Here is a 25,426-nt window from a genome sequence, read left to right as displayed (position 1 = left end):
CGACGGCGGCCGAATGTGCCCCATGTCGGGGCTAGCCCCAGATATCGGTGATGGGCGCGGCGCCGGCGGCGTAGCCCGTCTTCGGCAATCCGTACATCTGCTCCACCGTGGACAGCACGTTGTAGTGGTTGATCTGTTCGGTGTAGCTGCCGGGACGGACGTGCGCGCCGTAGAACACCGTGGGGATCTGGTTGCGGCCGCCGTTATCGTCCTCGTCGAACGTCACGATCAGCAGGCTGTTGTTGGCCACCGCCCAGTTCGCGTACCCGGACAGTTCGCGGTTGAGCCAGGAGTCGGCCTGCGCGATCGAACCGTCGTGCATGTTGTCGTCGTTGTTGGGGATGACGAAGGAGACGGTCGGCAGGCTGGAGTAGTTGCCCATCGGGAACGCGGAGAACGGCAGCGAGTTGGCCGCCGGCACGTTGGTGAAGTTGGCCCACGGCACATGCTTGCGCGCGTACTTGCCGGCGCTGCAGACCGGTGAGCCGACCGCCGGCAGGCCCTCCGCGAAACCGACGAATGTGTAACCGGCGGCGAGCAATTCGGAGCCCAGGTTCGGCGCGGCGCCGCCATTGACCGGGCACACGTCCTTGGTCACCCCGAACGTATTGCCGGCGAAGAGCGCCAGGTAATTCGGTTCGCTGGGATGGGTTTCGGCGAACGACTGGGTCATGTTGGCGCCGCCCGAGGCCAGCGTGGTGATGAAGGGCGCCGATTTGTTCCCGATGATGCCGGTCTCGGAGCGGTTCTCCTCGACCACGATCACGATGTGCGCGGGTTGCGGAATGACCGCTGCGGCAAGGCCTATGCGCGGCGTCAACGGGCTGGCCGCCAGCGCCACCAGCGCGCACGCACCCAGCAGCCGCAGGGCCCGGTACGCGCCGCCGAGCGGACCGCGGATTTCGCGCAACACGCCCGGAGTATATGAACGGGCGCCGACGGTTCCGGGGATGGGCACGAGCGTGTCAGAAGGGCTTAGCCCGATCGTTATATACCCTCGACCCCATGGAGATTCGCGTCGTCGACCACCCGCTGGCCGCCGTCCGGCTGACGGTGCTGCGCGACCAACGCACCGATAACGCCGGTTTTCGCGCCGCGCTGCGCGAGCTGACGCTGATGCTGGTCTACGAAGCCGGCCGGGACGCGCCGCGAAAGTCGGTGCGGGTTCGCACCCCGGTCTCCTCGGCCGCCGGGACCCGCTTGGTCAAGCCGCCGCTGCTGGTGCCGGTGCTGCGGGCCGGACTGGGCATGCTCGACGCCGCGCACGCCGCGATACCGGAGGCGGAGGCGGGATTCGTCGGTGTCGCCCGCAACGAGGAAACCCACGTGCCGGTGCCGTATCTGGAGGCGCTGCCCGACAAGCTTGCGGGCAGGCCGGTGATCATCCTCGATCCCATGCTGGCCACCGGCGGGTCGATGGTGCACACCATCGGCCTGCTACAGGGTCGCGGCGCCACCGATATCACCGTGCTCTGTGTGGTGGCGGCTCCGGAAGGCCTTGCGGCGGTGGAGAAATCGGCGCCGGACGCGCGAGTGTTCTGCGCCGCGGTCGACAAGGGGCTGAACAAATCGGCCTATATCGTGCCGGGTCTCGGCGATGCCGGCGACCGCCAATTCGGGCCCAACCTGTTCACCAGCTCCGCACAGCAGCGATCAGCGCCTCGCGCAGGGCGGCGGCGCGGCGCCGCGAAGAGTCAAGGTCGCCGTCAACCGCACAGCGAATCTCCACGTAGCACTTCAACTTCGGCTCGGTCCCGGAAGGCCGCACCACCAGCCTGATCGACGTGTCGCCGTCGCCGGCGGTGAAGATCAGCGTGTCGGTGATATCGGTGAGGGTTGCGGCGTAACCGGCCAGCGTTGTCGGCGGGTCCGCCCGCCAGCGCCGCATCAGTGCGGCCGCCTCCGTGGCGTCGGCGATCCGGCGCGACACCGCGGCGACGTCGTGCACGCCGTACCGGCGGGCCAGTTCGTCGAGGGCGTCGGGCACGGTGCGGTTACGCGCCTGCAACGCGGCCACCAGGTCGCACACCAGCACCGCGGCGCTGATGCCGTCTTTGTCGCGCACGGCTTCGGGGTCGACGCAGTGCCCGATCGCTTCCTCGTAGGCGTAGATGAGCGTGCCGCCGGGCACTTTCGCGTCGGCGCGGGCCAGCCATTTGAATCCGGTGAGGGTTTCGACGTGGACGCCGCCGTAGCGCGCGGCGATGGCCGACAGCATCCGCGACGACACCACCGTGCTGGCCACCACCGGTTTGTCCACCTGGGTCGTCGCCAACAGGTAATCGCCCAGCAGCCAACCGGTTTCGTCGCCGGACAGCATCCGCCACCGCGGCCCGTCCTTGATGCCGACGGCGCACCGATCGGCGTCGGGATCGAGCGCGATCGCCACGTCCGCGCCGACGTCCGCGGCCAGGGCCAGCACCGCGTCGGTGGCGCCGGGCTCCTCGGGGTTGGGGAACGCGACGGTGGGAAAATCCGGGTCGGGTGCGAATTGCGTTCCGACGGAATGCACTTCGACGAACCCCGCGCGGTGCAACGCCTCGACGGCCGCCGCACCGCCCACCCCGTGCAGCGCGGTCAGCGCCACCCGCACCGACCCCTTGCCGTGCCGCAACCCGGCGGCCCGCTCGATGTAGCGCTCGACCAGATCGGTGCGCGCGGGTTCGACGGGGGTCCTGCCGATCTGGTCGGCCGGCGGGGCGGCGGCCATCGCGGCTTCGATCTCGCGGTCGGTGGGGGAGACGATCTGGATGCCGCCGTCGAGGTACACCTTGTAGCCGTTGTCGGCGGCCGGATTATGCGATGCGGTGATCTGGATCCCGGCCGCCGCGCCGGTGTGCCGCACCGCGAAGGCGACCACGGGGGTGGGGACCGGACCGGGCAGCATCAGCACGGAAAACCCTTGGGCGGCAAGTACTTCGGCGGCAACCGTGGCGAATACCGCCGAGCCGTGCCGGGCGTCGCGTCCCACGATCACCGGCGAGCCGGGTAGGCCGCGCGCGATCAGCACTTGTCCGACGGCCCAGGTCGCCCGCGAGACCACCGCGACGTTCATGGCGTCCGGCCCGCCGCGCACCGGCCCGCGCAGGCCCGCCGTGCCGAACATCAGCGGGCGGGCGAACCGCCGGGCGAGCTCTCCCGCGTCGCACGCGGCGAGCTCGGCCGCCGTCGCCGGGTCGGGATCGTGGGCGATCCACTCCTCGGGCGTCATGGCCCTAGAAGCGGGGGAGCTGGGTAAGGATCAACGCCAGCAGCGCCCCCATCCGGGTCGCCGCCGCGGCGCCGGCGGCCAGCACCTCGGTGTGGCTCAGCGGTTCGCCGCCGATGCCGGCGGCCAGGTTGGTCACCAGCGAGACCCCCAGCACCTCGGCGCCGGCCGCGCGGGCCGCGATGGTCTCGTGCACCGTCGACATGCCGACCAGGTCGGCGCCCAGCGTGCGCAGCATCCGGATCTCGGCGGGCGTCTCGTAGTGCGGGCCGGGCAGCCCGGCGTAGACGCCCTCGGCCAGCGTGGGGTCGGCCTGCCGGGCGAGCGCACGCAGCCGCGGCGAGTAGGCGTCCGTCAGGTCCACGAACTGCGGGCCCACCAACGGCGACCGGGCGGTCAGGTTCAGGTGGTCGCTGATCAGGACGGGTTCGCCGACGGTCATCTCCGGGCGCAGGCCGCCCGCCGCGTTGGTGAGCACGACGGCGCGCACGCCGGCCGCGCAGGCCGCCCGCACCGAGTGCACGACATGAGACAGGTCGTGGCCCTCGTAGGCGTGGATGCGCCCGACCAGCACCAGCACCCGGTGCGCACCGATGCGCATCGACAACAGCTCGCCGGTGTGCCCCACCGCGGTGGGCGGGGCGAAGCCGGGCACCTCCGCCTGGGCCAGCACGGCGGTGGGCGTGCCCAGCGCCGCGACCGCCGGCGGCCAGCCGGATCCGAGCACGATGGCGACGTCATGCTCGGCGATCCCGGTGCGTTCGGCGATGACCTCGGCCGCCCGGCGGGCGAGGTCGCCTGGGTCCGACGGGGTTTCGGTCACAGCGGGAGCCTAGCGGTGGGGAGGTGTCGCCGGTATGTGTCAGGATCTGCCGTATGAATCTTCGTAGGTGGCCGGTGGTTGGCCCGGCCATGGGGGTAGCCGTCGCTATTGCGCTGTCGGTGGTTTCGATCACATTCGGCCCGGCGCCGTCGGCCAAAGCGGACTGCCCCGACGTGCAACTCATCTTCATCCGCGGTACCGCCGAGCCGCCCGGCCTGGGCGTCGTGGGCGACGCGCTGTTCGGCGCGCTGCAGCCCGCGCTGGGATCGCGCAGCGTCGACTCGTACGCGGTGAACTACCCGGCCAGCTACAACTTCCTGACCACCGCCGACGGCGCGAACGACGCGCGCGACCACATCGCGCAGATGGTCGACCAGTGCCCGTCCACGCGGCTGGTGCTGGGCGGCTTCTCGCAGGGCGCCGCCGCGGTGTCGATGCTCGCAGGGGTGCCGCCGGTGGGCCAGCGCATCGGCAACTTCGGCTCGGCTCCGGCGCTGGATCCCGGGCTCGCCGGCAAGATCAGGGCGGTCGCGGTGTTCGGTAACCCCGGCAACCGCTTCAATACGCCGCTGTCGTCGACGGGTGCGTTCGCCGGCCGCGCCATCGACCTGTGCAGCGAGGGCGATCCGGTCTGCGTCGTCGGTGGCCGTGACCGCGATGCGCACCACGACTACTCCGTACCGCCGTACCCCGGCCAGGCGGCGGGGTTCATCGCCGGGCTGGTGTAGCCCCGGCGGGGTTGGGCCTCGATCACACACTGCGACATACTGCGAGAGTGCCCATCACCCCGTTAGACAGCGTTGAAGATGTCGTGCGGCGGCGTGGTGCCGAGCTTGTCGAGTTGTCCCACGACATCCATGCCGAGCCCGAGCTGGCCTTCGCCGAGCACCGCAGCTGCGCCAAGGCGCAGGCGCTGGTCGCCGAGCGCGGCTTCGAGATCACCGCGGCCGCCGGCGGGCTGGACACGGCCTTTCGCGCCGACTTCGGCAGCGGGCCACTGACCATCGGGATCTGCGCCGAATACGACGCGCTGCCCGAGATCGGCCACGCCTGCGGCCACAACATCATCGCGGCGTCGGCGGTGGGCACCGCCCTGGCGCTGGCCGAGGTGGCCGACGACCTCGGCCTGCGGGTGTCGCTGCTGGGGACGCCGGCCGAGGAGGCCGGCGGCGGCAAGGCGTTGCTACTCAAGGCCGGGGTCTTCGACGACATCGCCGCGGCGGTCATGCTCCACCCCGGCCCGGCCGACATCGCCGGGTCCCGCTCGCTGGCCCTGTCCGAGGCGACGGTGAACTACCGCGGCAAGGAATCCCACGCGGCCGTCGCGCCACACCTGGGTATCAACGCCGTCGACGCGGTCACCGTCGCGCAGGTGGCCATCGGGCTGCTGCGACAGCAATTGGCGCCGGGGCAGCTGGTGCACGGGATCGTCACCAACGGCGGACAGGCGGTCAACGTCATCCCCGGGCGCGCGGCGCTTCAGTACGCGATGCGAGCCCTCGAAGCGGATTCGCTGCGCGAGCTGGAGGGCAGGATGTACGCCTGCTTCGCCGCCGGCGCGCTGGGCACCGGCTGCGAATACGAGATCGACGTTCCCGCACCCCCGTATGACGAACTGAAGCCCGACCAATGGCTGGCCGACACCTTCCGTGACGAGATGTGCCGCCTGGGCCGCGAGCCGGTGGCCCGCGAGTACGAGGCGGCGCTGCCCATGGGCAGCACCGACATGGGCAACGTCACGCATGTGCTGCCGGGGATCCACCCGATCGTCGGCGTCGATGCCGGGGGCGCCATGGTGCACCAGCGCGCCTTCGCCGACGCCGCCGCGGGCCCCAGCGCCGACCGCGCGGTCGTCGAGGGCGCGATCATGCTGGCGCGCACGGTGGTTCAGCTTGCCCAGACGCCCGCCCAGCGCGACCGGGTGCTGGACGCGCAGCAGCGCAGGCGTGGCGGGGAGCATCGATGAGCCTCGCCGACGCCGCCGATTCCTGGTTGGCCACCCATCACCAAGACCTGGTCGAATGGCGCCGCCACATTCACCGCTACCCGGAGTTGGGCCGCCAGGAGCACGCCACCACCCAGTTCGTCGGCGAGCGGCTGGCCGAAGCCGGGCTCAACCCGAAGGTGCTGCCGGGCGGAACCGGTCTCGTCTGCGACATCGGCCCCGAACACGAGCCCAGGATCGCGCTGCGGGCCGACATGGACGCCCTGCCGATGGCCGAGCTCACCGGCGTTCCGTACGCCTCCACCCTGGCGGGCGTGGCGCATGCCTGCGGGCATGACGCGCACACCGCGATCCTGCTGGGCGCCGCCCTGGTGCTGGCGTCGGTGCCCGCGCTGCCGGTCGGGGTGCGGCTGCTCTTCCAGGCCGCCGAGGAGCTGATGCCCGGCGGGGCGATCGACGCCATCGCGGCCGGCGCCGTCATCGGGGTGTCGCGGATCTTCGCCCTGCACTGCGACCCCCGGCTGGAGGTGGGCAAGGTCGCGGTCCGGCACGGCCCCATCACCTCGGCGGCCGACCAGATCGAGATCACGTTGTACTCACCCGGCGGGCACACGTCGCGCCCACATCTGACCGCCGACCTGGTGTACGGGCTGGGCACGCTGATCACCGGGCTGCCCGGCGTGCTGTCGCGGCGCCTCGACCCGCGCAACGGCACCGTGCTGGTCTGGGGCGCGGTCAACGCCGGCGTGGCCGCCAACGCCATCCCGCAGACCGGCGTGCTGGCGGGCACCGTGCGCACCGCGAGCCGGCAGACCTGGGTGGGCATGGAGGAGGTCATCCGCGAGACGGTGACCGGGCTGCTGGCGCCGCTGGCCATCGAGCACACGCTGCAATACCGGCGCGGGGTGCCGCCGGTGGTCAACGAGGACGTCTCGACGCGCATCCTCACCCACGCGATCGAACAGATCGGCCCCGACGCGCTCGCCGACACCCGTCAGTCCGGTGGCGGCGAGGACTTCTCCTGGTACCTCGAGGAGGTTCCCGGTGCGATGGCCCGGCTGGGGGTGTGGCCGGGAGTGGGACCTCAGCTGGACTTGCACCAGCCGACGTTCAATCTCGACGAGCGCGCCCTGCCGATCGGCGTGCGCGTGATGACGAACATCGTCGAGCAGGCGGCCGCGTTCGAGCGGTCCTAAGCGCCGGTGGCGCGGACGACGTGTTCGGCGATGTGGGCGTACGCGCGCCGCGTGACGTCGCCGGCCTCGCTCATGATGTTGTAGCCGTGGTCGACGCCGGCCACCTCGTGGTACTCCGCTAACGCGCCGACGTCGGCGAGTTTGCCTGCGTACCTGCGGGCTTCGTCGCGCAGCCGATCGTGCTCGGCCGTCACGACCAGCGCGGGCGCGATGCCGGCGATGTCATCGGCGTTGTCGCCCCAGGCGGGCGAGGCCAGGCGGTCGCGCCGCTGGGCCGGCTCGGGGATGTAGGCGGTGTCGAAGACCTCGCTCATCCACGGCTTCATGATCGCCCGGCGCCCGAGCGTCGATGCCTTGTCGCGGCTGGGCGTCACGAGGTCCAGCGGCGCGTAGTGCAGCACCTGCAGCGCGATGTCGGGGCCACCGTTCTCCAGCGCGAGTCGCGCCGCCGCGGCGGACAGGTTGCCGCCCGCGCTCTGGCCGCCGACGCACAGCCGGGTGCCGTCCCACTCGCGGTCCGGGCCCGCCGCCCAGCACACGACGTCATAGATCTGGTGCACCGCGGCGGGAAAGCGGCGCCGTGGTGCTAGGACGTAGTCGGGGTTGATCACCAGCACACCCGCGTGGGCGGCCAGGTATCGGCACCACGGATCGTCCTGCTCGCGGTGGCCGACGACGAACCCGCCGCCGTGCACGTTGACGTAGACGGGCGGGTTCGTCGCCGCCGGCGGGTGATAGATCGTTGCCGAGACCGGGCCGTGGCGGGTATCGATGGCAACCTCGGTGGTTCGGCCCCCGATCTCCGGGAATCGCACGGCGGCCTTGGGCGTGGGGTTGACCGTGGCGGCGAATGTGCGCGCGAGCGCGTCCGCGACCAGCGGTAGGGACAGAACTGACAGCCGAGTTTCCTTCCGGATCAGGCGCTGGTGCCCGGGCCGATGTTACGGGCCGGGCGGGTCCGCAGACTGTGGACGTAATCGCTTGGCGCACCGGCGATTTCGGCGGCGTCCGCCATCACCCCCAGGTACCGGGCCGACGGGACCCCGCCTTCCCAGGCGTCCAGAACGTACAACCACGCCAGAACCGGGTCGGTATCGGTGTCCGACGCGATGCGCTCCACGCGGCACCGGATCTTCTTGTGGACGCCGAACTCCGAGCCCTCCCAGCGGTCCAGGTTTTTCTCGTCCGCCGGTGTCATGTCGTAGAGGACGACGAACACCTTCGAATCCGGATCCTCGACGACGGTGGCCAGCGCGCCCTCCCAGCCGATGTCCTCGCCACCGAAGGTCAATCGCCATCCGTGCAGCCAGCCGGTTCCGGCCATCGGCGAGTGTGGCGCGCGTTTCTGCATCTGCTCGGGATCCATGTTCGACCCGTAAGCGGCGTAGAGCGGCACGGGGAAAGCTTAGACGTCCGATGCTGGCCGGTCTTCCCTGAGCATTCGGACGGGCGCTTCGTTAGGTTGGTGGCTGTGGTGACCCGCATCGTGATCCTCGGTGGAGGCCCGGCCGGTTACGAAGCCGCCCTGGTCGCCGCGACCTCGCACCCCGACACCACCCGCGTCACGGTGATCGACTCCGAGGGCATCGGCGGGGCCGCCGTCCTGGATGACTGTGTGCCGTCCAAGACCTTCATCGCCTCGACCTGGCTGCGCACCGAACTGCGCCGGGCGCCGCGGCTGGGATTCGAGATCGACATCGACGACGCCAAGATCTCGCTGCCGCAGATCCATGCCCGGGTCAAGCAACTCGCCACCGAACAGTCCGCCGACATCACCGACCAGTTGCTCGGCGTCGGCGTGGACGTGGTCGCCGGCCACGGCGAGCTGATCGATCCCACGCCCGGCCTGGCCTGCCACCGCGTCAAGGCGACCACCGCCGACGGCGTCACCAGCGAGTACGAGGCCGACGTCGTGCTGATCGCCACCGGCGCCAGCCCGCGGGTGCTGCCGTCGGCGCCGCCCGACGGCGAGCGGATCCTGACCTGGCGCCAGCTCTACAACCTGGAGGCCCTGCCCGAGCACCTCATCGTGGTCGGGTCCGGGGTCACCGGCGCCGAATTCGTGCACGCCTACACCGAATTGGGCGTGCCGGTGACCGTGGTCGCCAGCCGCGACCGGGTGCTGCCCTACGAGGACGCCGACGCCGCCCTGGTGCTGGAAGGGGAGTTCTCCGACCGCGGCGTCCAGCTGGTGAAAAATGCCCGCGCGCAATCGGTGACCCGCACGGAGGACGGCGTGCTGGTCACGCTGGCCGACGGGCGCACGGTCGAGGGCAGCCACGCCCTGATGACCATCGGGTCGGTGCCCAACACGAGCGGCCTGGGCCTGGACCGGGTCGGCATCGAGCTGGGCCGCGGCGGCTACCTGACCGTGGACCGGGTGTCACGGACCTCGGTGGCCGGCATCTACGCCGCCGGTGACTGCACCGGGCTGCTGCCGCTGGCCTCGGTCGCCGCCATGCAGGGCCGGATCGCGATGTATCACGCGCTGGGCGAGGGCGTCAGCCCGATCCGGCTGCGCACGGTGGCGGCGACGGTGTTCACCAGGCCGGAGATCGCCGCCGTCGGGGTCCCCCAGTCGATGATCGACGACGGCTCGGTGCCGGCCCGCACGGTCATGCTGCCGCTGCGGACCAACGCGCGCGCCAAGATGTCGGGCCTGCGACGGGGCTTCGTGAAGCTGTTCTGTCGCCAGGCCACCGGCGTGGTCATCGGCGGTGTGGTGGTTGCTCCCATCGCGTCCGAGCTGATCCTGCCGATCGCCGTGGCCGTGACGAACCGGATCACCGTCAACGAGCTGGCGCAGACGCTGGCGGTTTACCCGTCGTTGTCCGGCTCGATCACCGAGGCCGCACGGCGGCTGATGGCGCACGACGACCTGGACTAGCGGTTAGCCTTGGTGCAGCACGTCCTACTGACGAGTAACCGAGGAGTTTCCCCAGTGAGGAGTCCTGGCCGTGACTGAACCCGTTCACGCGCCCACCCAGCGCAGCTCACCGGTTTCCGTGCTGGGGCCGCGGCAGCGCGAGGCCGCCTGGGAACGGCTGGGCACCGAACAGTTCGACGTGGTGGTGATCGGCGGCGGCGTGGTGGGCTCGGGCTGCGCGCTGGACGCCGCGACCCGTGGTCTCAAGGTGGCGCTGGTCGAAGCGCGTGATTTCGCCTCGGGCACCTCGAGTCGCTCGTCGAAGATGTTCCACGGCGGCCTGCGCTACCTCGAACAGCTGGAGTTCGGCCTGGTGCGCGAGGCGCTCTACGAACGTGAGCTGTCGCTGACCACGCTGGCGCCGCATCTGGTCAAGCCGATGCCGTTCCTGTTCCCGTTGACCAATCGCATGTGGGAACGCCCGTACATCGCCGCCGGTATATTTCTGTACGACCGGCTCGGCGGGGCGAAATCCGTTCCCGCGCAGAAGCATTTGACGCGTGCCGGTGCGTTGCGGTTGAGCCCGGGCCTCAAGCGCGGCTCGCTGATCGGTGGAATCCGTTATTACGACACGGTTGTCGACGATGCGCGGCACACCATGACCGTGGCGCGCACCGCCGCGCACTACGGCGCGGTGGTGCGGACCTCCACCCAGGTGGTCGCCATGCTGCGCGAAGGCGATCGGGTGACCGGTGTGCGCGTCCGCGACTCCGAGGACGGCGCGATCACCGAGGTCCGCGGGCATGTGGTGGTCAACGCGACCGGGGTGTGGACCGACGAGATCCAGGCATTGTCCAAGCAGCGCGGGCGTTTTCAGGTGCGAGCGTCCAAGGGCGTGCATGTGGTGGTGCCCCGTGACCGCATCGTCAGCGACGTCGCGATCATCCTGCGCACCGAGAAATCGGTGATGTTCGTCATCCCGTGGGGCAGCCACTGGATCATCGGAACCACCGACACCGACTGGAATCTCGACCTGGCTCACCCGGCGGCCACCAAGGCCGACATCGACTACATCCTTTCAACGGTCAACACCGTGCTGGCCATCCCGCTGACGCATGCCGACATCGACGGGGTGTACGCGGGGCTGCGGCCGCTGCTGGCCGGGGAGAGCGAGGAGACCTCCAAGCTGTCCCGGGAACACGCCGTGGCGGTGCCCGCGCCGGGCCTGGTGGCCATCGCCGGCGGCAAGTACACCACCTACCGGGTGATGGCCGCCGACGCGATTGATGCTGCGGCCCAATTCGTTCCGGCCCGGGTGGCGCCGTCGATCACCGAGAAGGTCAGCCTGCTGGGGGCCGACGGTTACTTCGCGCTGATCAACCAGGCCGAACACGTCGCCCAGCTGCAGGGTCTGCACCCCTACCGGGTGCGTCATCTGCTGGACCGCTATGGCTCGCTGATCGGCGACGTGCTGGCGCTGGCGGCTGACAGCCCCGAGCTGCTCGAACCGATCAAGGAGGCGCCGGGCTATCTGCGGGTGGAGGCGTTGTACGCCGTAATCGCCGAGGGCGCTTTGCATTTGGAGGATATCCTGGCCCGCCGGATGCGCGTTTCCATCGAATACCCGCACCGCGGTGTCGACTGCGCGCGCGAGGTCGCCGAAGTCGTGGCGCCGGTGCTGGGCTGGTCCGCAGAGGAGATCGGGCGCGAGGTCGCGAATTACACCGCCCGGGTGGAGGCCGAGATCCTGTCGCAGGCCCAGCCCGACGACGTGTCCGCCGACGAGCTGCGGGCCAGCGCCCCCGAGGCGCGCGCCGAGATCCTCGAGCCGGTCCCGCTCAGTTGAGCTTATGGTGAAGCCGGCGCCACTGCCCGTGCGGGACGGACTCGGTCCGGCGCGTGCGGCTGCGCGGCGGCCCGGTGCTGGCCGAGCTCACCGCCCGGTTCGGCGCGCGGGCCCGCGCCAGGGTGCTGGCCGGAGAGGTCGTCGGCGCCGACGGAGCGGTAATCGATTCCGCCACAGTGCTTCCCGCCGGCGCGAGTGTGTACCTGTATCGCGAGCTGCCGGACGAGGTGCCCGTCCCGTTCGACGTCCCGGTGCTGCATCGCGACGCCGACATCGTCGTCGTCGACAAGCCGCATTTCCTGGCCACCATGCCGCGCGGACGCCACGTCGCCCAAACCGCGCTGGTGCGGCTGCGGCGTGAACTGGACCTGCCCGAGCTGAGCCCGGCGCACCGCCTGGACCGGCTGACCGCCGGGGTGCTGCTGTTCACCGCGCGGCGCGAGGTGCGCGGTGCCTACCAGACGCTGTTCTCCCGCGGATCGGTCCGTAAGACATATCTGGCCCGGGCGGCCGTCGACCCGCAGCTGCAGCTCCCACGAGTGGTGGAGAGCCGAATCATCAAGCGGCGCAGCCACCTACAGGCGGTGTGCGAGCCGGGCGCGCCCAATGCCGAGACCCGCGTGGAGCTGGTATCGCCGGACGGTCTGTACCGGCTCACCCCCCGAACCGGGCGAACGCATCAGCTGCGCCTGCACATGGCGTCGCTGGGGATACCGATCGAGGGAGACCCGTTGTATCCCAACGTCATCGACGTGGCGGCCGACGACTTCAGCACGCCGCTGCGCCTATTGGCGCAGCGCATCGAGTTCACCGATCCGCTGACCGGCGCGCGGCGGGAGTTCGTCAGCCGTCGTACCGAGCCCTAGGCGGTTTGGCAGGCGACGGCGCGTGTCGTCGGAAGCTGGTAGTGTCGAACACATGTTCGAACATGGCCGGCGTATCGCGTCTCCGCCGGAGGTGATCGCCTACTTCGACGAGCTGGCCGAGCGCCAATACCCGTCGACGACGCCGGTGTCCAAGGGGCTGCTGGACCGGATCGGAGCGGCGGCGCGCGCGGAGAACCGGGCGGCGGCCGCGCAGTTGGTGGCCATCGGTGAGTTGTTCGGATATCGGTTGTCACGGTGTTCGGAGACCGAGGAGTGGGCCGTGGACACCGAGGCGGCCGTCGGTGCTGAAGTCGCCGCCGAGTTGCGGATCAGTCAGGGTCTGGCCGGCAGCAAGGTGCGCTACGCCCGCGCGATGCGCGAGCGGCTTCCGCAGGTGGGTGAGGTGTTCAAGGCCGGTGATATCGACTTCCGGATGTTCGCCACAATGGTGTACCGAACGGATCTGATCACCGATCCGCAGGTGCTGGCGGTGGTGGACGCGCGGCTGGCGGCCAATGTGGCGCGCTGGCCGTCGATGACTCGAGGCCGGCTGGCCGCGCAGGTGGACAAGCTCGTCGCGCGTGCCGACGCGGACGCGGTGCGACGCCGCAAGGAGCGTGCGGCCGGGCGTGAGGTGTGGGTGGCCGACATGGGGGAGGGGTTGGCGCATCTGGAGGGCACCCTGCTGGCCCCGGACGCGCAGGCGTTGGACCAGCGGTTGACTGCGTTGGCGGCCACGGTGTGTGAGCACGATCCGCGCACCCGCGAGCAGCGCCGCGCCGATGCGTTGGGGGCGTTGGCTGCCGGGGCGAACCGGTTGGCGTGCGGGTGCGGGCGATCGGATTGTGCGGCCGGTAAACGGGCCGCGTCGAGCCCGGTGCTGATTCACGTGATCGCCGAACAGGCCGGTCTGGACGGCCGCGGTTCGGCGGTCGCCGCTCAGATAGGTGCGCAGGGTTTGATCCCGCCGGAGTTGCTCGCCGAGTTGGCCGCCTCGGCCACGCCGGCGCCGCTGATTCACCCGGCGACGCGCCCCCGGAACCCGGTTATGTGCCGTCCAAGGCGCTGGCCGATTTCGTGCGCTGCCGGGATCTGACGTGTCGCTGGCCGGGTTGCGACCGCCCGGCTACGGAATGCGATCTCGACCATACGATTCCCTACGCCGACGGCGGCCCCACGCACGCCTCGAATCTCAAATGTTATTGCCGCACACACCATTTGGTGAAAACTTTCTGGGGCTGGCGGGAGAATCAACTTCCCGACGGCACCCTCGTGCTGACTTCGCCGTCGGGGCAGACCTATGTCACCACGCCGGGCAGCGCGCTGCTGTTTCCGAATTTGTGCCAGGGTGTCGGCGCGATCCCCGCCGCCGAAGCCGACGTGGCGCCCGACTACTGCGGGGCTCGCACGGCGATGATGCCCACCCGGCGTCGCACCCGCGCCCAGAACCGGGCCGCGCGCGTCGCGGCCGAACGCCGGCACAACCGCGCCACCCGGCTGGCCAGCGGGCCCGCAAGCTGCAACGGGCCCGCCCCGCCCGGCGCCGACGACCCGCCGCCCTTCTAGCGGCATGGAGGTCTTCCGGCATGGAAGGCGCGGGACCGGGTAGCCCGGGGCTATGGACATCACCGTCACGTTCGTGGGCAACGCCACCACGCTCATTTCCGCGGGCGGGCTGACGCTGTTGACCGACCCCAATTTCTTGCACAAGGGGCAACGCGCCTACCTCGGCCATGGGCTGGTGTCCAAACGGCTCAAGGAGCCTGCGCTGCAACTGAGCGAGCTTCCTCCGGTCGACGCGATCGTGCTGTCGCACATGCACGGCGATCACTGGGACCGCGTGTCGCAGAAGGGACTCGACCACGAACTGCCCGTCGTCACCACCCCGCACGCCGCCAAACGGCTGCACCAGCGCGGCTTTGCGCAGGCACGCGGCCTGAGAACCTGGCAGCAGCACACGATCACAAAGGGCGGCACCACGCTCACCCTCACGTCGTTGCCGGGGCGTCACGCACCCGGATGGAGCCAGCGGCTGCTCCCGCCGGTGATGGGCACCATGGTGGAGGTCGCCGCCGACGATGGCTCACCCCCGCGCCGGCTCTACATCTCCGGCGACACCCTGCTGATCGAGGAGCTCAACGAGATCCCCACCAGGTTCGACCCGATCGACGTGGGCATGCTGCACCTCGGCGGCACCCGGCTGCCCGCAGGCGGGCGGTTGCCGTTCGGACTGACCGTCACCATGGATGGCCGTCAGGGCGCCGAACTCGTCGCGATGCTCGCCCTGCCGAAGGCGATCCCGGTGCACTTCGACGACTACGCGGTCTTCGCGTCGCCACTGGCCGACTTCACCCGGGAGATGCAGCGCCGAGGCCTCGGGGACCGGATCGTCACGGTGAATCGCGGCGCCTCGGTGACCGTTTGAAAGACGGCCGGTGTCGCGCAGGTTGCCCTGGCCAGCAAATGTCAAATCGCTCTCAGCTATGAGATAGGGTGGCCTAACACCTGGCGGTCGAATTGGGAGGTCCCGGCCGCAGGTTAAGGGCTTCGACGTGCAGAGTTTCAAGGTTCTTCGTGGCCTGGTCAACGCAAATTTGCTGAGGCTGTTCTCAGCGTGGGCATTGTGAGACGTGATGGATCTTTTTGCACCCCCAGAGGTCACCTCGACTCTCATCCACACCGGACCGGGAGCGGGTTCGCTGATCGAGGCCGCCGGCGCCTGGCAGCGCCTGGCCGTCGAGTTGGAGAATTCGGTCTCCACCTATGCCTCGACGTTGTCGTCGCTCATCGACTCCTGGGACGGCCCGTCGGCGATGGCGATGCTGCAGTCCGTCCAGCCCTACCTGCTCTGGCTGCGCGAGACCGCTCAGCAATCCGCGCAGCTGGCCACCTCCGCCGAAGGCGCCGCGACGGCCTTCACCACCGTCCGGTCCACGGTGGTTCATCCCTCGGTGGTGACCGCCAACCGGACGCGACTGGCGCAGCTGCTGGCCACCAACCGGTTCGGCACCAACACGGCGGCCATCGCCGAGACCGAGAACGAATACCAGACCATGTGGGCGAACAACTCGGCGGCGATGACCCGATACCAGGCGTCGTCGTCGCAGGCGACCACGCAGCTGTCGAATTTCAATTCGCCGCTGTCGGCCACCGATCCGGGCGGAACGACCCGCCAAGAACTGGCGGTGAACCAGGCCCAGGCGCTGGACGCCGGCAACGTGGGGAACTCACTGGTTTCGGACCTCTCGTCCGCCGGCATCTTCGGCGCCGACGGCGATCCGAACCAAGGGTGGTTCGGCTACTTCAGCACCTGGGGCAACCAGTTCATCTCGTCCGGTTTTCCCATCAACATGCTCAGCTACCTGGCGCAGAACTCGTCGGCCAGCGCGCTGCAGAGCGTCGGCGGCGACATCGGCAGCGGCCTGTCGGAGGGCCTGGGAGCGGCCACGGCGAGCCTGTCCAGCGCGGTCAGCGGCATCGGCGAAGGAATGGCGCCGACGGGTGCGATGGGCGTGGGGGTATCGCTGGGCAAACTGACCGCGCCGCCCGCCGTGGTGGGGCTGTTGCCGGGCACGCAGACCGGGGTGCAGCTCGCGTCCGCCGCCTCGCCGCTGCCGGCGGCGGAATCGGGATTGCCGCTGATGCCGATGATGGTGCCGCCGACGACGGCCTCGGCGGGCACCGGCTGGCGCAAGCGCAAACAGCAGAAGTACGAGGACGTCGCCGTCGGCCGGGAGGTCACAGGCAAAGTGATGCCTCGAAATCCATCCGCGGGATGACGGCGACGATGCTGCCCCACGACTGCGGGTGCCGAACACCGCGTGCAACGGCGACCGGCAGCAGGGGAGCCGACGCGCCGCGTTCGCCCCACCCACGTTCTTCCCCAAGGTAAAAATTCATGGATTTCGGGATACTGCCGCCGGAGGTCACTTCGGCGCTGATCCACTCTGGGCCCGGCGCTTGGTCATGGATCGCGGCCGCCGGCGCCTGGCAGGAGCTCAGCGCGGAGCTCGAGCAATCGGCCGCCGGCTACAGCGCGGAGCTGGCGTGGCTGTCTACGACGTACCATGGCCCGTCGTCGCGGGCGATGGCCCAAGCCTTCGAGCCCTACCTCGCCTGGTTGCGCGCCACCGCCCAGCAGTGTCAGGAGATCGCCACGTCGGCGGAAGTCATGACGGCGGCGTTCGAGCTGACGCACTGGACCGTGGTGCATCCCTCGCTGGTCGCCGCCAACCGCGCGCGGTTGGCGATGTTGTTGGCCACCAACTTCTTCGGGATCAACTACCCGGCCATCGCGGAGACCGAGGCCGAGTACCACGCCATGTGGGTGAACAACTCGGCGGCATTGGTCCGCTACGACGCGACTTCGGCGAGCGCCGTCCGACCGCCCGCCTTCGAGCCGCCTCCCCCGGTTGCCAATCCGTCGGGCGTGACGACGCAAGCCGCCATGGTGCCCGCCACGAACACCGCCGATGTGGGGACACAGACCGCGGCCGCGCTCTCGGGGACAAGCCAGAACCTCGCCGCTTCCAGCGCCGTCGGACTGGACCCCGACTCGGGCTGGTTCAGATACTTCAGCATCTGGGGATGGCAGTTCATCGCCAGCGGATTCCCGGTCAACATGCTCAGCTATTTCGCCCAGGTCAGCGGCGCCCAGGCCCTGCAGGGCGGCGTGGCCACCGACATCTTCGGCGGCCTGTCCGAAGCCGCGGCCGACCTGTCGGCGGCGGACGCGAGCCTGGTCGGCGCGGTGGGATCGTCGTTGGCGCCCCAGGCGACGCTGGGTGTCGGTATCTCGCTCGGCAACCTGACTTTTCCGCCCGCGACGGTGGGCATGCTGGGGTCTTCGGCGCCGGTGCAGCTGGCGTCGGCGGTCTCGGCGCTGCCGCCCGCGGCCGGCCAGACACCCATGCTCCCGATGGTCCCGATGCGCCCGACGCGTGGCTCGGCGAACGGTCGGCGGCGCAAGGGACGCGACTACGACGATATTGAATACGGCGCGGAGCTGCCGGGCACCGTGATGCACCGACCGCCGTCGGCTGGATAGCGCTGCTTGCGCGACTGCGTCATGCGGTTGCGGACGATGTGTTCGACCAGGATGGGGACGAAGGTCTGCACCGGTGCGTCGACGAATCGTTGCGCCGTCTCTTCGCACCAGCGCCTGATCTGAGCGTTCCGCCTTTCGTCACCGAGCCCTTCGCGACGGGCTAGCTTGTCGGCGACGTCCGCCACCGATCGCCCAACCGTGGCCCGGGCGGCCGGGGGGAGTTCGGCGCCGGCAGCGGTGGGTGCTCGCACCGCATCGAGTGCCCGGCGTGCGGCGTCCTCATCGGTGTCCGGCCGGATGACATGCAGGGTGAGGTGGCGGCCGTTGCCGCCCAGCACGATGACGCTGGCCTCCTCGTCGCTGACGAAGCCCAGCAATTCGATTGTGTGCCCGTCGATTTCAGCCACCGCGGGTGTGTTTTGCCAGCCGTTGCGGCGGTAGCCCCCCATGACGATCTGTCCGAGCCGGCCGCGCAATGACGCCACCAGGCTCGGCAGCTCGCCGGACAGGTTCGTCGAGCGCGGCCACCAGGCGCCGTCGACGTGCTCGGAAACGGCTCGATATGACTTGAGCCGCAACCGGTTTGATTGCTCCATGACACCCACCTGCTCGCAGAACTCCGGGCCCGACGGCCCGGATACGTCAAGACCAGCACGGGTAGTCGGCGACCGCGGCGCTAGCGAGTGGCTGTCGGGTTTACCGATCGTGAACAACGAGTTTCCGCAACCGCTTTGGGCCGCGTTTCAGGATCCCGACGATGTCGCAGCTTCCGCGTACTTCGGGCAGTACGCCTTGATGCTGACCCCGACGAAATAGCCGGCGTGATAGCTGTCCAGGCTGCTGCTGGAGAGCACGCTGTTGGCGACCTGCTCCGGCGACTGGCCCATGTCGAGTTCGTGGCAGACGGTGTGCCCGGAGTTGACCGCGGCGTCGGGTGACTCGTAGTTGATGCCCTTGGCTTTCAGCGCGGCCAGGAACGCGTCATCGGCGGATGTGGCGTGCGCGGCAACGGATGCCACCAGCGCGCCGAGCAGCCCGGCCACCGGCAGCACGCCGATCGCCAGTAGCGACAGCGGTCGGACGGGCTTGCGCATCTGGGTAGTCGTCATTTCTGATACTCCCGTGGAACAGAACTGCCGGTGCTTGCTGAAGGTGGGGCTAGTGCGCATGCTTGCATCTCGCGGCGCCACCCGGTGCTGTATCGCCGATAATGCGGTGTGTGCCACACAAGTGTTTGCTCCGCGGTCGCACGCGCGTTACCGGCGAGCCTTCGGCGACGCGTCGCCGGTGATCTGACGACATGGCGTACGTGCGGTGGTTGTGGCTCGGGGTGGTGGCGATATGCGTGGTCGGCTGCGGTGTGCGGGATGTGTCGGCCGCTAGCGCTCGAGACATCTCCGGCACCTTTCGATCCGGCGGCATGGACCGAACCTACATGTTGCACGTGCCGGCGGGCGAACCCGTCGGGCTGGTGCTGAGTTTGCACGGGGGCGGCGGTACCGGGTTCTCGCAGCGGGGCCTGACGGGCTTCAACACCGTTGCCGACGCTCACAACTTGTTGGTTGTCTACCCCGACGGTTACGACAAGAGCTGGGCCGACGGGCGTGGCGCCTCGCCCGCCGATCGCCGCCACATCAATGACGTGACCTTTCTGGTCGGGCTGGTGAGCAAGCTGCAGAGCGACTACGGCGTTGCTCCCGGGCACGTTTTCGTCACCGGGATGTCCAACGGCGGCTTCATGAGCAACCGGCTGGCGTGCGACCGCGCCGACGTCTTCGCCGCGGTCGCGCCGGTGGCCGGGACGCTGGGCGTGGGGGTGGCCTGCAACCCGTCGCGACCCGTGTCGGTCTGGGAAGCCCACGGGACCGCTGACCCGTTGGTGCCCTTCAAGGGTGGGACGGTGCGCGGCCGCGGCGGCGTCAGTCACTCCGTCTCGGCGGACGCCATGGTGGACAAGTGGCGCTCGATCGATGGCTGCCAGTCGCAGCCGGCGATGGAGGCGCTGCCCGACGTCCGCGACGGCACGGTGGTGCACCGCTACCGGTCGATGCGATGCGCGGACAACACCGAGGTGGTGTTCTACAAGATCGACAGCGGCGGGCACACCTGGCCGGGCGGCAAGCAATATCTGCCCGCGGCCGTCATCGGTCCCACCACCCGCGCGCTCGACGGGTCCGAGGCCATCGCCCAGTTCTTCCTCGCCCACGCCCGCGACTAGGCCCAAAAGCAGCGTCAGCGCTGGCAGGACGGGCACCAGTACGTCACCCGATCCCCGGAGTCGTCGAATCTGATCGGGGTGCCGCAGCGACGGCACGGCTGCCCGGATCGCCCGTATACCCACAACTGACGTCCGGCCCGGGTGTCGCCGGTGGTGCACCGGTTCCAACGAAAGCGGTTGAGCCACAACATGTCTCGTGCTCGCGAGACCAGCCGATGCGGGTCGGCGAGGTCGCGCACGGCCGCGGTGGGCAGATGCCCGACAAGGAAACACAATTCGTTGCAGTAGACGTTGCCGACCCCGGCCAGCAGGCGCTGGTCCAGCAGGGCCTCGGCGATCGGCCGGTCCGGGTCGGCGGTCAGGTTGGCGGCGGCGAGCGCGGCATCCCAATCCTCGCCCAGCAGATCCGGTCCCAGATGCGCGACCGCGTCGCCGTCCCGCTCGCGCTCCAGGATCTCCAGCACGCCCAAGTCGACGCCGACCGCGCGGACGCTGTCGGTCTCCAAGACGATGCGCGCGCGGTGGTCGACCCGCACCGAGCGGTTGCCGACCCGCCAGCTGCCGTCCATTTTCAGATGCGAGTGAATGCTGGCGTCCCCCACCCGGATGAACAAGTGCTTCCCGCGGCTGAGCACCTCGTCGACCACCCGTCCGGTGAGGTCGACGGTGGCGAACCGCGGCACCCGGACGTCGCAACGGGTCAGGGTGCCGCCGACCAGTCGCTCGCGCAGCACGGCGGCGGTGTGCCAGACGGTGTCGCCTTCGGGCATCTCAGCGCAGCCGCATCCCGCGCGGAGTCCGGGCGAAGCCGGCGTCGGAGAGCGCATCGACTGGGCCGGCCCCGTCCGCGCGGGGCTGCAGGGCCGTCACTCCGTCGACGCGTTCGACCAGGATCGACGCGACGCGCCGGGACGAGACCAAATCGGCCAGCGCCGTCGCCGCGGCGAGATGGGCGGCGGGGTCGCCGGTGAAAGTGAGCAGCGACCGCCCGCCGCGCTCGAGGAACCAGGCCAGCTCGCCGTCGACCAGCACCACCAGCGCACCGGCCTTGCGGCCCGGGCGTGCCCCCGGCCCCCCGGACTCCGTGCCCTCACCGCGGGCGGCCGGCCAGGGCAGCGCCGCTCCGTAGGGGTTGGCCGGATCCGCGGCGGCCAGCGCGACCGCGCGGTACTCGGGCCGTTCCGGATCGACCCCGTCGGAATAGGCGCGCAGCCGGTCGACGGTCGACGCGACCGCGAACTGCGCCCCACCCAGCGACTCGATGAAGTAGCCACGCTGGCACCGCCCGGCATCCTCGAACGTGCTCAGCACCTTGTACAGGGTGGCGAATCCGCCGGGCACTCCCTCGGTTGTCACCGCGCCCCGGGTCAGCACGCCGTGGCGGCCCAGCAGCAGTTCGGCTTGATAGTGGGCGCGCAGCGTGGAGTCCGGCTCCGGGGCCGGCAAGATCGACCAGCGGCCCGCCACGGTCGGGTCGGCGGGCCGGGAATGCGGGTGCGCGACGCTGTATCGGCTGAGCCGCGGCGGGCGATGCGAGCGATGCGCGGGGGCCGAGCGCTTGCGGGTCCCGGCGCCACCGAGCAGGGCACGCACCGGGGCGAACGTGTCGCCGGTGATCCAGCCGGCCCAGATCAGTTCCCACAGCGCGGCTTTGAGCTCGGACTCGCCGAATCCGCCGTGCGTGAGCTGCCGGAAGAAGTAGGCACCACCCGGTGCGAGCGTGTCCAGGACGGCGCGGTGGGCGTCGCCCAATTCGATGTCGGCGGGCCCGGGCAGCGTCAGCGGCGCGGATTCGCTGGGGTGCAACGCGATCCAGCCGTCGCCGCTGGAAATCGAGCCGGCCCCCGACCAGGTGACTTCGCCCGTGGCCAGCAGCTCGTCGAGCAGCGCGGGGGAGTAGTCGCGGACCCGGGGGGCCAGCACCAGCGGCTCGATCGCCGAGGCCGGCATCCGTACGCCGGCCAGCTGATCGATCACCGACATCAGCCCGTCCAGCCCGGAATGGCCTGGGGAGCGCGATGATTCGGCCGAGCCCACGCGATGCCAGGCCGGCAGGAACCGGCCGTAGGCGGCGGTGCTGACCGGCTCGACCTGGGCCCGCAGCGCCGCCAGCGACCGCCGCCGCAGGATGCGCAACACGTCGGCGTCGCACCACTGCTCGCCCCCGGCCACGGGCGCCCCGTCCGCGGCGACGAAGTCGCCGCGCACCAGTCGGCCGTCACTGGCCAGCCGGCCGAGGATGTCGGCGGTCACTCGCAACCCCAGCCCGAACCGGGCGGCGGCCTGCGCCGTGGTGAACGGGGTGTGGGTGCGCGCGTAGCGGCCGAGCAATTCGCCCAGCGGGTCGGCGACCTCCGCGGTGAAAGCGGCCGGCACGCCGAGGGGTACCGCGATGCCGATGCCGTCGCGCAGCCGGCCGATGTCCTCGATGGCCACCCACCAGCCGCGGCCGGCGAACGACACGGTGAGCGCGCGGCGCGCCGCGCGCAGCCCCTCCAGCCAGCCACCCACGTCGGCGCCGCCGGCGCGGGCGGCCACCTCGTCCTCGGTCAGCGGACCCAGCAGCCGCAGCAGGTCCGCGACGCCCTCGGCGTCGCGGGCGGCCCGGTCGGGCGCTAGGTGCTGAAGCTGGCGGCCGGTGGCGGCGATGATCTCGGGATCGAGCAGGTCGCGCAGCTCCACCCGGCCCAGCAGCTCGGCCAGCAGCGTGCTGTCCAGCGAGAGCGCGGCGGCCCGGCGCTCGGCCAGCGGGCTGTCGCCCTCGTACATGAACGCGCCGACGTACCCGAACAGCAGCGACGCCGCGAACGGCGACGGCCGCTGCGTCTCGACCTCGAGCACCCGCACCCGCCGCTGCGCGATACCGGACATCAGCCGCGTCAGGGCCGGAACGTCGTAGACGTCCTGCAGGCATTCGCGGATGGTCTCCAGTACCACCGGGAAGTCGGGGTATTTGCGGGCCACTTCCAGTAACTGGGCGGCGCGCTGGCGCTGCTGCCACAGCGGCGAGCGCCGCCCGGGATGCCGGCGTGGCAAGAGCAGGGCCCGGGCCGCGCACTCACGAAACCGCGAGGCGAACAGCGCCGAGCCGCCCACCTCGGCGGTGACGATCGGGTCGATCTCCTCGGCGTCGAACACGAAAAGGTCGGCGCCGGGCGGGGTTTCCCCGGCATCGGACAACATGTCCGGCAGGCGCACGACGACGCCGTCGTCGGAGGCGGTGGGTTTCTCGTCGATGCCGTAGCGTTCGCGCAGCCGGCGGGCCACCGCCAGCGCCAGTGGTCCGTTCACCGGAAGGCCGTACGGCGAGTGCAGGATCACCCGCCAGTCGCCCAGCTCGTCGCGGAACCGCTCGACCAGCAAGGTGGTGTCGGTCGGCACCACCCCGGCGGCGCTGCGCTGCTCGTCGAGCAGGCCCCACAGGTTGTCGATGGCGTATGCGTCGAAACCCAGTGATTTACAACGCGTTTCGAATGCCTCTCGCTTCAGGCCGGCCAGCTCGCCGGTGAACGCGCCGAGCGCGGCGCCCAGCTCGGCCGGGCGGCCCAGGCCGTCGCCGCGCCAGAACGGCAACCGGGCCGGCTGGCCGGGTGCGGGGATCACCAGCACCCGGTCGTGGGTGATCTCGGTGATACGCCAGCTCGTGGCGCCCAACGAGATGACATCGCCGGGACGCGACTCGTAGACCATTTCCTCTTCGAGTTCGCCTACCCGCGAAGGCTTTTCGGCCTCGGAGGCAAGGTAGACGGTGAACAGTCCCCGATCGGGGATGGCGCCGCCGGACGTCACGGCCAGGCGCTGCGCACCGGGGCGGGCGCTCAGGGTGCCGGTGTCGCGGTCGTACACCAATCGCGGTCGCAGCTCGGCGAATTCGGTGGACGGGTACTTTCCGCTCAGCAGGTCCAGGGTCGCCTCGTACACGCTGCGCGGCAGCGTCGCGAACGGCGCGGCCCGCCGGACCGTGTCGAACCAGCGGTCGGCGTCCAACGGTTCCAGTGCGGCCGCCGCCACCGTCTGCTGCGCCAGGATGTCGAGCGGATTGGCGGGCACCCGCATGGTTTCGATCTGGCCGGTGAGCATGCGCTGCACCGTGACCGCGCAGCCGATCAGGTCGGTGCGGTGCTTGGGGAACAGCACTCCCTGCGAGACCTCGCCGACCTGGTGGCCGGCGCGGCCGATGCGTTGCAGGCCGCTGGCCACCGAGGGTGGCGCCTCCACCTGGATCACCAGGTCGACGGCGCCCATGTCGATGCCCAACTCCAGGCTCGAGGTGGCCACCACCGCCTTGAGCAGCCCGCGCTTGAGGTCCTCTTCGACCAGGGCACGCTGCTCCTTGCTCACCGAGCCGTGATGGGCGCGGGCCAGTATCGGGTCGGCGCCGTAGGTCTGTCCGCTGCCCATGATGTGCGCGGGAGCGCCGCCGGCCACCTTCGGATTGGCGTCCGTAGACAGTCCAACGCCGCTGCGTTCCGCGTGAATCTCGTTGAGGCGGGCGGTGAGTCGCTCGGCCAGCCGCCGCGAGTTGGCGAAGACGATCGTCGAATTGTGCGATTCGATCAGGTCGACCAGGCGGTTCTCCACGTCGGGCCAGATCGTGTTGTTGGCCAGGTTGGCCATGTCGGGCACCGGAACCTGCACGGTGAGCTCGACCGTCTTGGTCGACGGCGGGGCCACGATGGTCGTCGGCGCCTGCCCGGACAGGAACCGGGCGAGTTCCTCGGGCGGACGAACCGTCGCCGACAATCCGATGCGCTGCGCGGATTTGTCCTGCTGCAGCGCGTCGAGGCGCTCCAGCGACACGGCCAGGTGCGCGCCGCGCTTTCCGGCGGCGATGGCGTGGATCTCGTCGACGATCACCGTCTGCACGCCGGCCAGCGTTTCCCGGGCGGCCGAGGTGAGCATGAGAAACAGCGACTCGGGGGTGGTGATCAGCACGTCGGGGGGTTGGTTGATCAGTTGGCGACGGGCGGCGGGCGGGGTGTCCCCGGAACGGACGCCGACGCTGATTTCGGGTGGCGGCAGACCCTGACGTTCGGCGATGCGGGTGAGCCCGGCCAGCGGAGTGCGCAGGTTGCGCTCGACATCGACCGCCAGCGCCTTGAGCGGTGACACATAGAGCACGCGGGTGCCGGGCGGGCGCTCGGCCGCGCCGGCGAGGCTGTCCAGCGCCCAGAGGAACGCCGCCAGCGTCTTGCCCGAGCCGGTGGGCGCGATCACCAGGGTGTTGTTGCCGTCGGCGATGGCGTTCCAAGCCTCGGACTGCGCGGTGGTCGGTGCGTCGAAGGTGCTGGTGAACCACTCGCGGGTGATCGCGCTGAAGCGGCCCAACGGGTCGGGGCGCCCGGACGGCCCGGAATCAGCGCGCGTGCTCATCTATCCATCGTGCCAACGGCCACCGACACGATGGCCGC

Annotated in this window: 18 protein-coding genes and 3 pseudogenes; 12 read left to right on the top strand and 9 right to left on the bottom strand. The window is 70.3% G+C overall.

Annotated features, from left to right (window positions below):
- Window positions 1–31 precede the first annotated feature (31 nt).
- Entirely contained in the window at window positions 32–913 is an 882-nt protein-coding gene (locus AC5Y7E_RS04385) for an alkaline phosphatase family protein (protein WP_499947641.1), read from the bottom strand.
- Between the two features lie 92 nt (window positions 914–1,005).
- On the opposite strand from AC5Y7E_RS04385, the pseudogene upp reads away from it, so the two are divergent.
- Window positions 1,006–1,623 (top strand): annotated as a pseudogene (gene upp / locus AC5Y7E_RS04380) (uracil phosphoribosyltransferase); the annotation flags it as partial.
- A gap of 7 nt (window positions 1,624–1,630) precedes the next feature.
- Here the strand turns inward: upp and AC5Y7E_RS04375 are convergent.
- Together AC5Y7E_RS04375 and AC5Y7E_RS04370 are read right to left on the bottom strand one after the other, a co-directional pair.
- Window positions 1,631–3,211: a phospho-sugar mutase gene (locus tag AC5Y7E_RS04375; RefSeq protein WP_499947639.1), complete on the bottom strand. Its 1,581-nt coding sequence runs from the start codon at window positions 3,209–3,211 to the stop codon at window positions 1,631–1,633.
- A 4-nt stretch (window positions 3,212–3,215) separates the two neighbouring features.
- Window positions 3,216–4,031, bottom strand: a complete 816-nt coding sequence (locus AC5Y7E_RS04370; RefSeq protein ID WP_499947637.1) for a purine-nucleoside phosphorylase — start codon at window positions 4,029–4,031, stop codon at window positions 3,216–3,218.
- 113 nt (window positions 4,032–4,144) lie between these two features.
- Here AC5Y7E_RS04370 and AC5Y7E_RS04365 point away from each other — a divergent pair, with 113 nt between their 5' ends.
- The 3 genes from AC5Y7E_RS04365 to AC5Y7E_RS04355 are packed head-to-tail and all read left to right on the top strand — an operon-like array spanning window position 4,145 to window position 7,172.
- Entirely contained in the window at window positions 4,145–4,759 is a 615-nt protein-coding gene (locus tag AC5Y7E_RS04365; RefSeq protein WP_499920750.1) for a cutinase family protein, read from the top strand.
- A 47-nt stretch (window positions 4,760–4,806) separates the two neighbouring features.
- On the top strand, window positions 4,807–5,997 hold the full coding sequence (locus AC5Y7E_RS04360; RefSeq protein WP_499947635.1) for a M20 family metallopeptidase: 1,191 nt from the start codon (window positions 4,807–4,809) through the stop codon (window positions 5,995–5,997).
- Entirely contained in the window at window positions 5,994–7,172 is a 1,179-nt protein-coding gene (locus AC5Y7E_RS04355; RefSeq protein WP_499947632.1) for an amidohydrolase, read from the top strand. Before AC5Y7E_RS04360 ends, AC5Y7E_RS04355 begins: the two co-directional genes overlap by 4 nt.
- On the opposite strand, the gene AC5Y7E_RS04350 is transcribed toward AC5Y7E_RS04355, so the two are convergent.
- Complete coding sequence (locus AC5Y7E_RS04350) at window positions 7,169–7,987, bottom strand: alpha/beta hydrolase (RefSeq protein ID WP_499947630.1); 819 nt, start codon at window positions 7,985–7,987, stop codon at window positions 7,169–7,171. The two genes, AC5Y7E_RS04355 and AC5Y7E_RS04350, sit on opposite strands and share 4 nt — an antisense overlap.
- A 101-nt stretch (window positions 7,988–8,088) precedes the next feature.
- A complete protein-coding gene (locus AC5Y7E_RS04345; protein WP_499920426.1) occupies window positions 8,089–8,568 on the bottom strand; it encodes a gamma-glutamylcyclotransferase family protein in 480 nt (159 codons plus the stop codon).
- A 75-nt stretch (window positions 8,569–8,643) separates the two neighbouring features.
- Here AC5Y7E_RS04345 and AC5Y7E_RS04340 point away from each other — a divergent pair, with 75 nt between their 5' ends.
- The 7 genes and pseudogenes from AC5Y7E_RS04340 to AC5Y7E_RS04310 all read left to right on the top strand — a co-directional run bounded on the left by AC5Y7E_RS04340 (window position 8,644) and on the right by AC5Y7E_RS04310 (window position 17,797).
- Entirely contained in the window at window positions 8,644–10,059 is a 1,416-nt protein-coding gene (locus tag AC5Y7E_RS04340) for an NAD(P)H-quinone dehydrogenase (RefSeq protein ID WP_499920424.1), read from the top strand.
- Window positions 10,060–10,129: 70 nt separating this feature from the next.
- The gene (locus tag AC5Y7E_RS04335) at window positions 10,130–11,884 is read left to right on the top strand and encodes a glycerol-3-phosphate dehydrogenase/oxidase (RefSeq protein ID WP_499947628.1); all 1,755 of its coding nucleotides are present in this window, start codon (window positions 10,130–10,132) and stop codon (window positions 11,882–11,884) included.
- A 4-nt stretch (window positions 11,885–11,888) separates the two neighbouring features.
- Window positions 11,889–12,750, top strand: a pseudogene (locus AC5Y7E_RS04330) (pseudouridine synthase).
- 52 nt (window positions 12,751–12,802) lie between these two features.
- Window positions 12,803–14,316, top strand: a pseudogene (locus AC5Y7E_RS04325) (HNH endonuclease signature motif containing protein).
- A gap of 52 nt (window positions 14,317–14,368) precedes the next feature.
- Window positions 14,369–15,175: an MBL fold metallo-hydrolase gene (locus tag AC5Y7E_RS04320; RefSeq protein ID WP_499920418.1), complete on the top strand. Its 807-nt coding sequence runs from the start codon at window positions 14,369–14,371 to the stop codon at window positions 15,173–15,175.
- Between the two features lie 208 nt (window positions 15,176–15,383).
- Window positions 15,384–16,529, top strand: coding sequence for a PPE family protein (locus tag AC5Y7E_RS04315; protein ID WP_499920417.1), 1,146 nt, complete (start codon window positions 15,384–15,386; stop codon window positions 16,527–16,529).
- A gap of 119 nt (window positions 16,530–16,648) precedes the next feature.
- Window positions 16,649–17,797, top strand: coding sequence for a PPE family protein (locus tag AC5Y7E_RS04310; RefSeq protein ID WP_499920415.1), 1,149 nt, complete (start codon window positions 16,649–16,651; stop codon window positions 17,795–17,797).
- Here the strand turns inward: AC5Y7E_RS04310 and AC5Y7E_RS04305 are convergent.
- Both AC5Y7E_RS04305 and AC5Y7E_RS04300 read right to left on the bottom strand, forming a co-directional pair.
- Entirely contained in the window at window positions 17,728–18,393 is a 666-nt protein-coding gene (locus AC5Y7E_RS04305) for a DUF5994 family protein (protein WP_499920412.1), read from the bottom strand. The two genes, AC5Y7E_RS04310 and AC5Y7E_RS04305, sit on opposite strands and share 70 nt — an antisense overlap.
- Before the next feature lie 147 nt (window positions 18,394–18,540).
- Window positions 18,541–18,906, bottom strand: coding sequence for a DUF732 domain-containing protein (locus AC5Y7E_RS04300; protein WP_499920410.1), 366 nt, complete (start codon window positions 18,904–18,906; stop codon window positions 18,541–18,543).
- A 191-nt stretch (window positions 18,907–19,097) separates the two neighbouring features.
- On the opposite strand from AC5Y7E_RS04300, the gene AC5Y7E_RS04295 reads away from it, so the two are divergent.
- The gene (locus AC5Y7E_RS04295) at window positions 19,098–20,015 is read left to right on the top strand and encodes an extracellular catalytic domain type 1 short-chain-length polyhydroxyalkanoate depolymerase (RefSeq protein WP_499920408.1); all 918 of its coding nucleotides are present in this window, start codon (window positions 19,098–19,100) and stop codon (window positions 20,013–20,015) included.
- 14 nt (window positions 20,016–20,029) lie between these two features.
- Here the strand turns inward: AC5Y7E_RS04295 and nei2 are convergent, their stop codons facing one another.
- Complete coding sequence (nei2, locus tag AC5Y7E_RS04290; protein ID WP_499920406.1) at window positions 20,030–20,785, bottom strand: endonuclease VIII Nei2; 756 nt, start codon at window positions 20,783–20,785, stop codon at window positions 20,030–20,032.
- 1 nt (window position 20,786) lies between these two features.
- A complete protein-coding gene (locus AC5Y7E_RS04285; RefSeq protein ID WP_499920404.1) occupies window positions 20,787–25,388 on the bottom strand; it encodes an ATP-dependent helicase in 4,602 nt (1,533 codons plus the stop codon).
- Window positions 25,389–25,426: the final 38 nt, after the last annotated feature.

The sequence above is a fragment of the Mycobacterium sp. NGS17 genome (genome assembly GCF_059813205.1).
Note: the sequence above shows the minus strand (reverse complement) of the source record. Positions and strands in the feature narration are given on the sequence as shown.

Coding starts and splice junctions, on each gene's coding strand:
- AC5Y7E_RS04285 (WP_499920404.1), bottom strand. CDS start 25,388: ATGAGCACGCGCGCTGATTCCGGGCCGTCCGGGCGCCCCGACCCGTTG.
- AC5Y7E_RS04375 (WP_499947639.1), bottom strand. CDS start 3,211: ATGACGCCCGAGGAGTGGATCGCCCACGATCCCGACCCGGCGACGGCG.
- AC5Y7E_RS04310 (WP_499920415.1), top strand. CDS start 16,649: ATGGATTTCGGGATACTGCCGCCGGAGGTCACTTCGGCGCTGATCCAC.
- AC5Y7E_RS04315 (WP_499920417.1), top strand. CDS start 15,384: ATGGATCTTTTTGCACCCCCAGAGGTCACCTCGACTCTCATCCACACC.
- AC5Y7E_RS04355 (WP_499947632.1), top strand. CDS start 5,994: ATGAGCCTCGCCGACGCCGCCGATTCCTGGTTGGCCACCCATCACCAA.
- AC5Y7E_RS04295 (WP_499920408.1), top strand. CDS start 19,098: ATGGCGTACGTGCGGTGGTTGTGGCTCGGGGTGGTGGCGATATGCGTG.
- nei2 (WP_499920406.1), bottom strand. CDS start 20,785: ATGCCCGAAGGCGACACCGTCTGGCACACCGCCGCCGTGCTGCGCGAG.
- AC5Y7E_RS04305 (WP_499920412.1), bottom strand. CDS start 18,393: ATGGAGCAATCAAACCGGTTGCGGCTCAAGTCATATCGAGCCGTTTCC.
- AC5Y7E_RS04300 (WP_499920410.1), bottom strand. CDS start 18,906: ATGACGACTACCCAGATGCGCAAGCCCGTCCGACCGCTGTCGCTACTG.
- AC5Y7E_RS04320 (WP_499920418.1), top strand. CDS start 14,369: ATGGACATCACCGTCACGTTCGTGGGCAACGCCACCACGCTCATTTCC.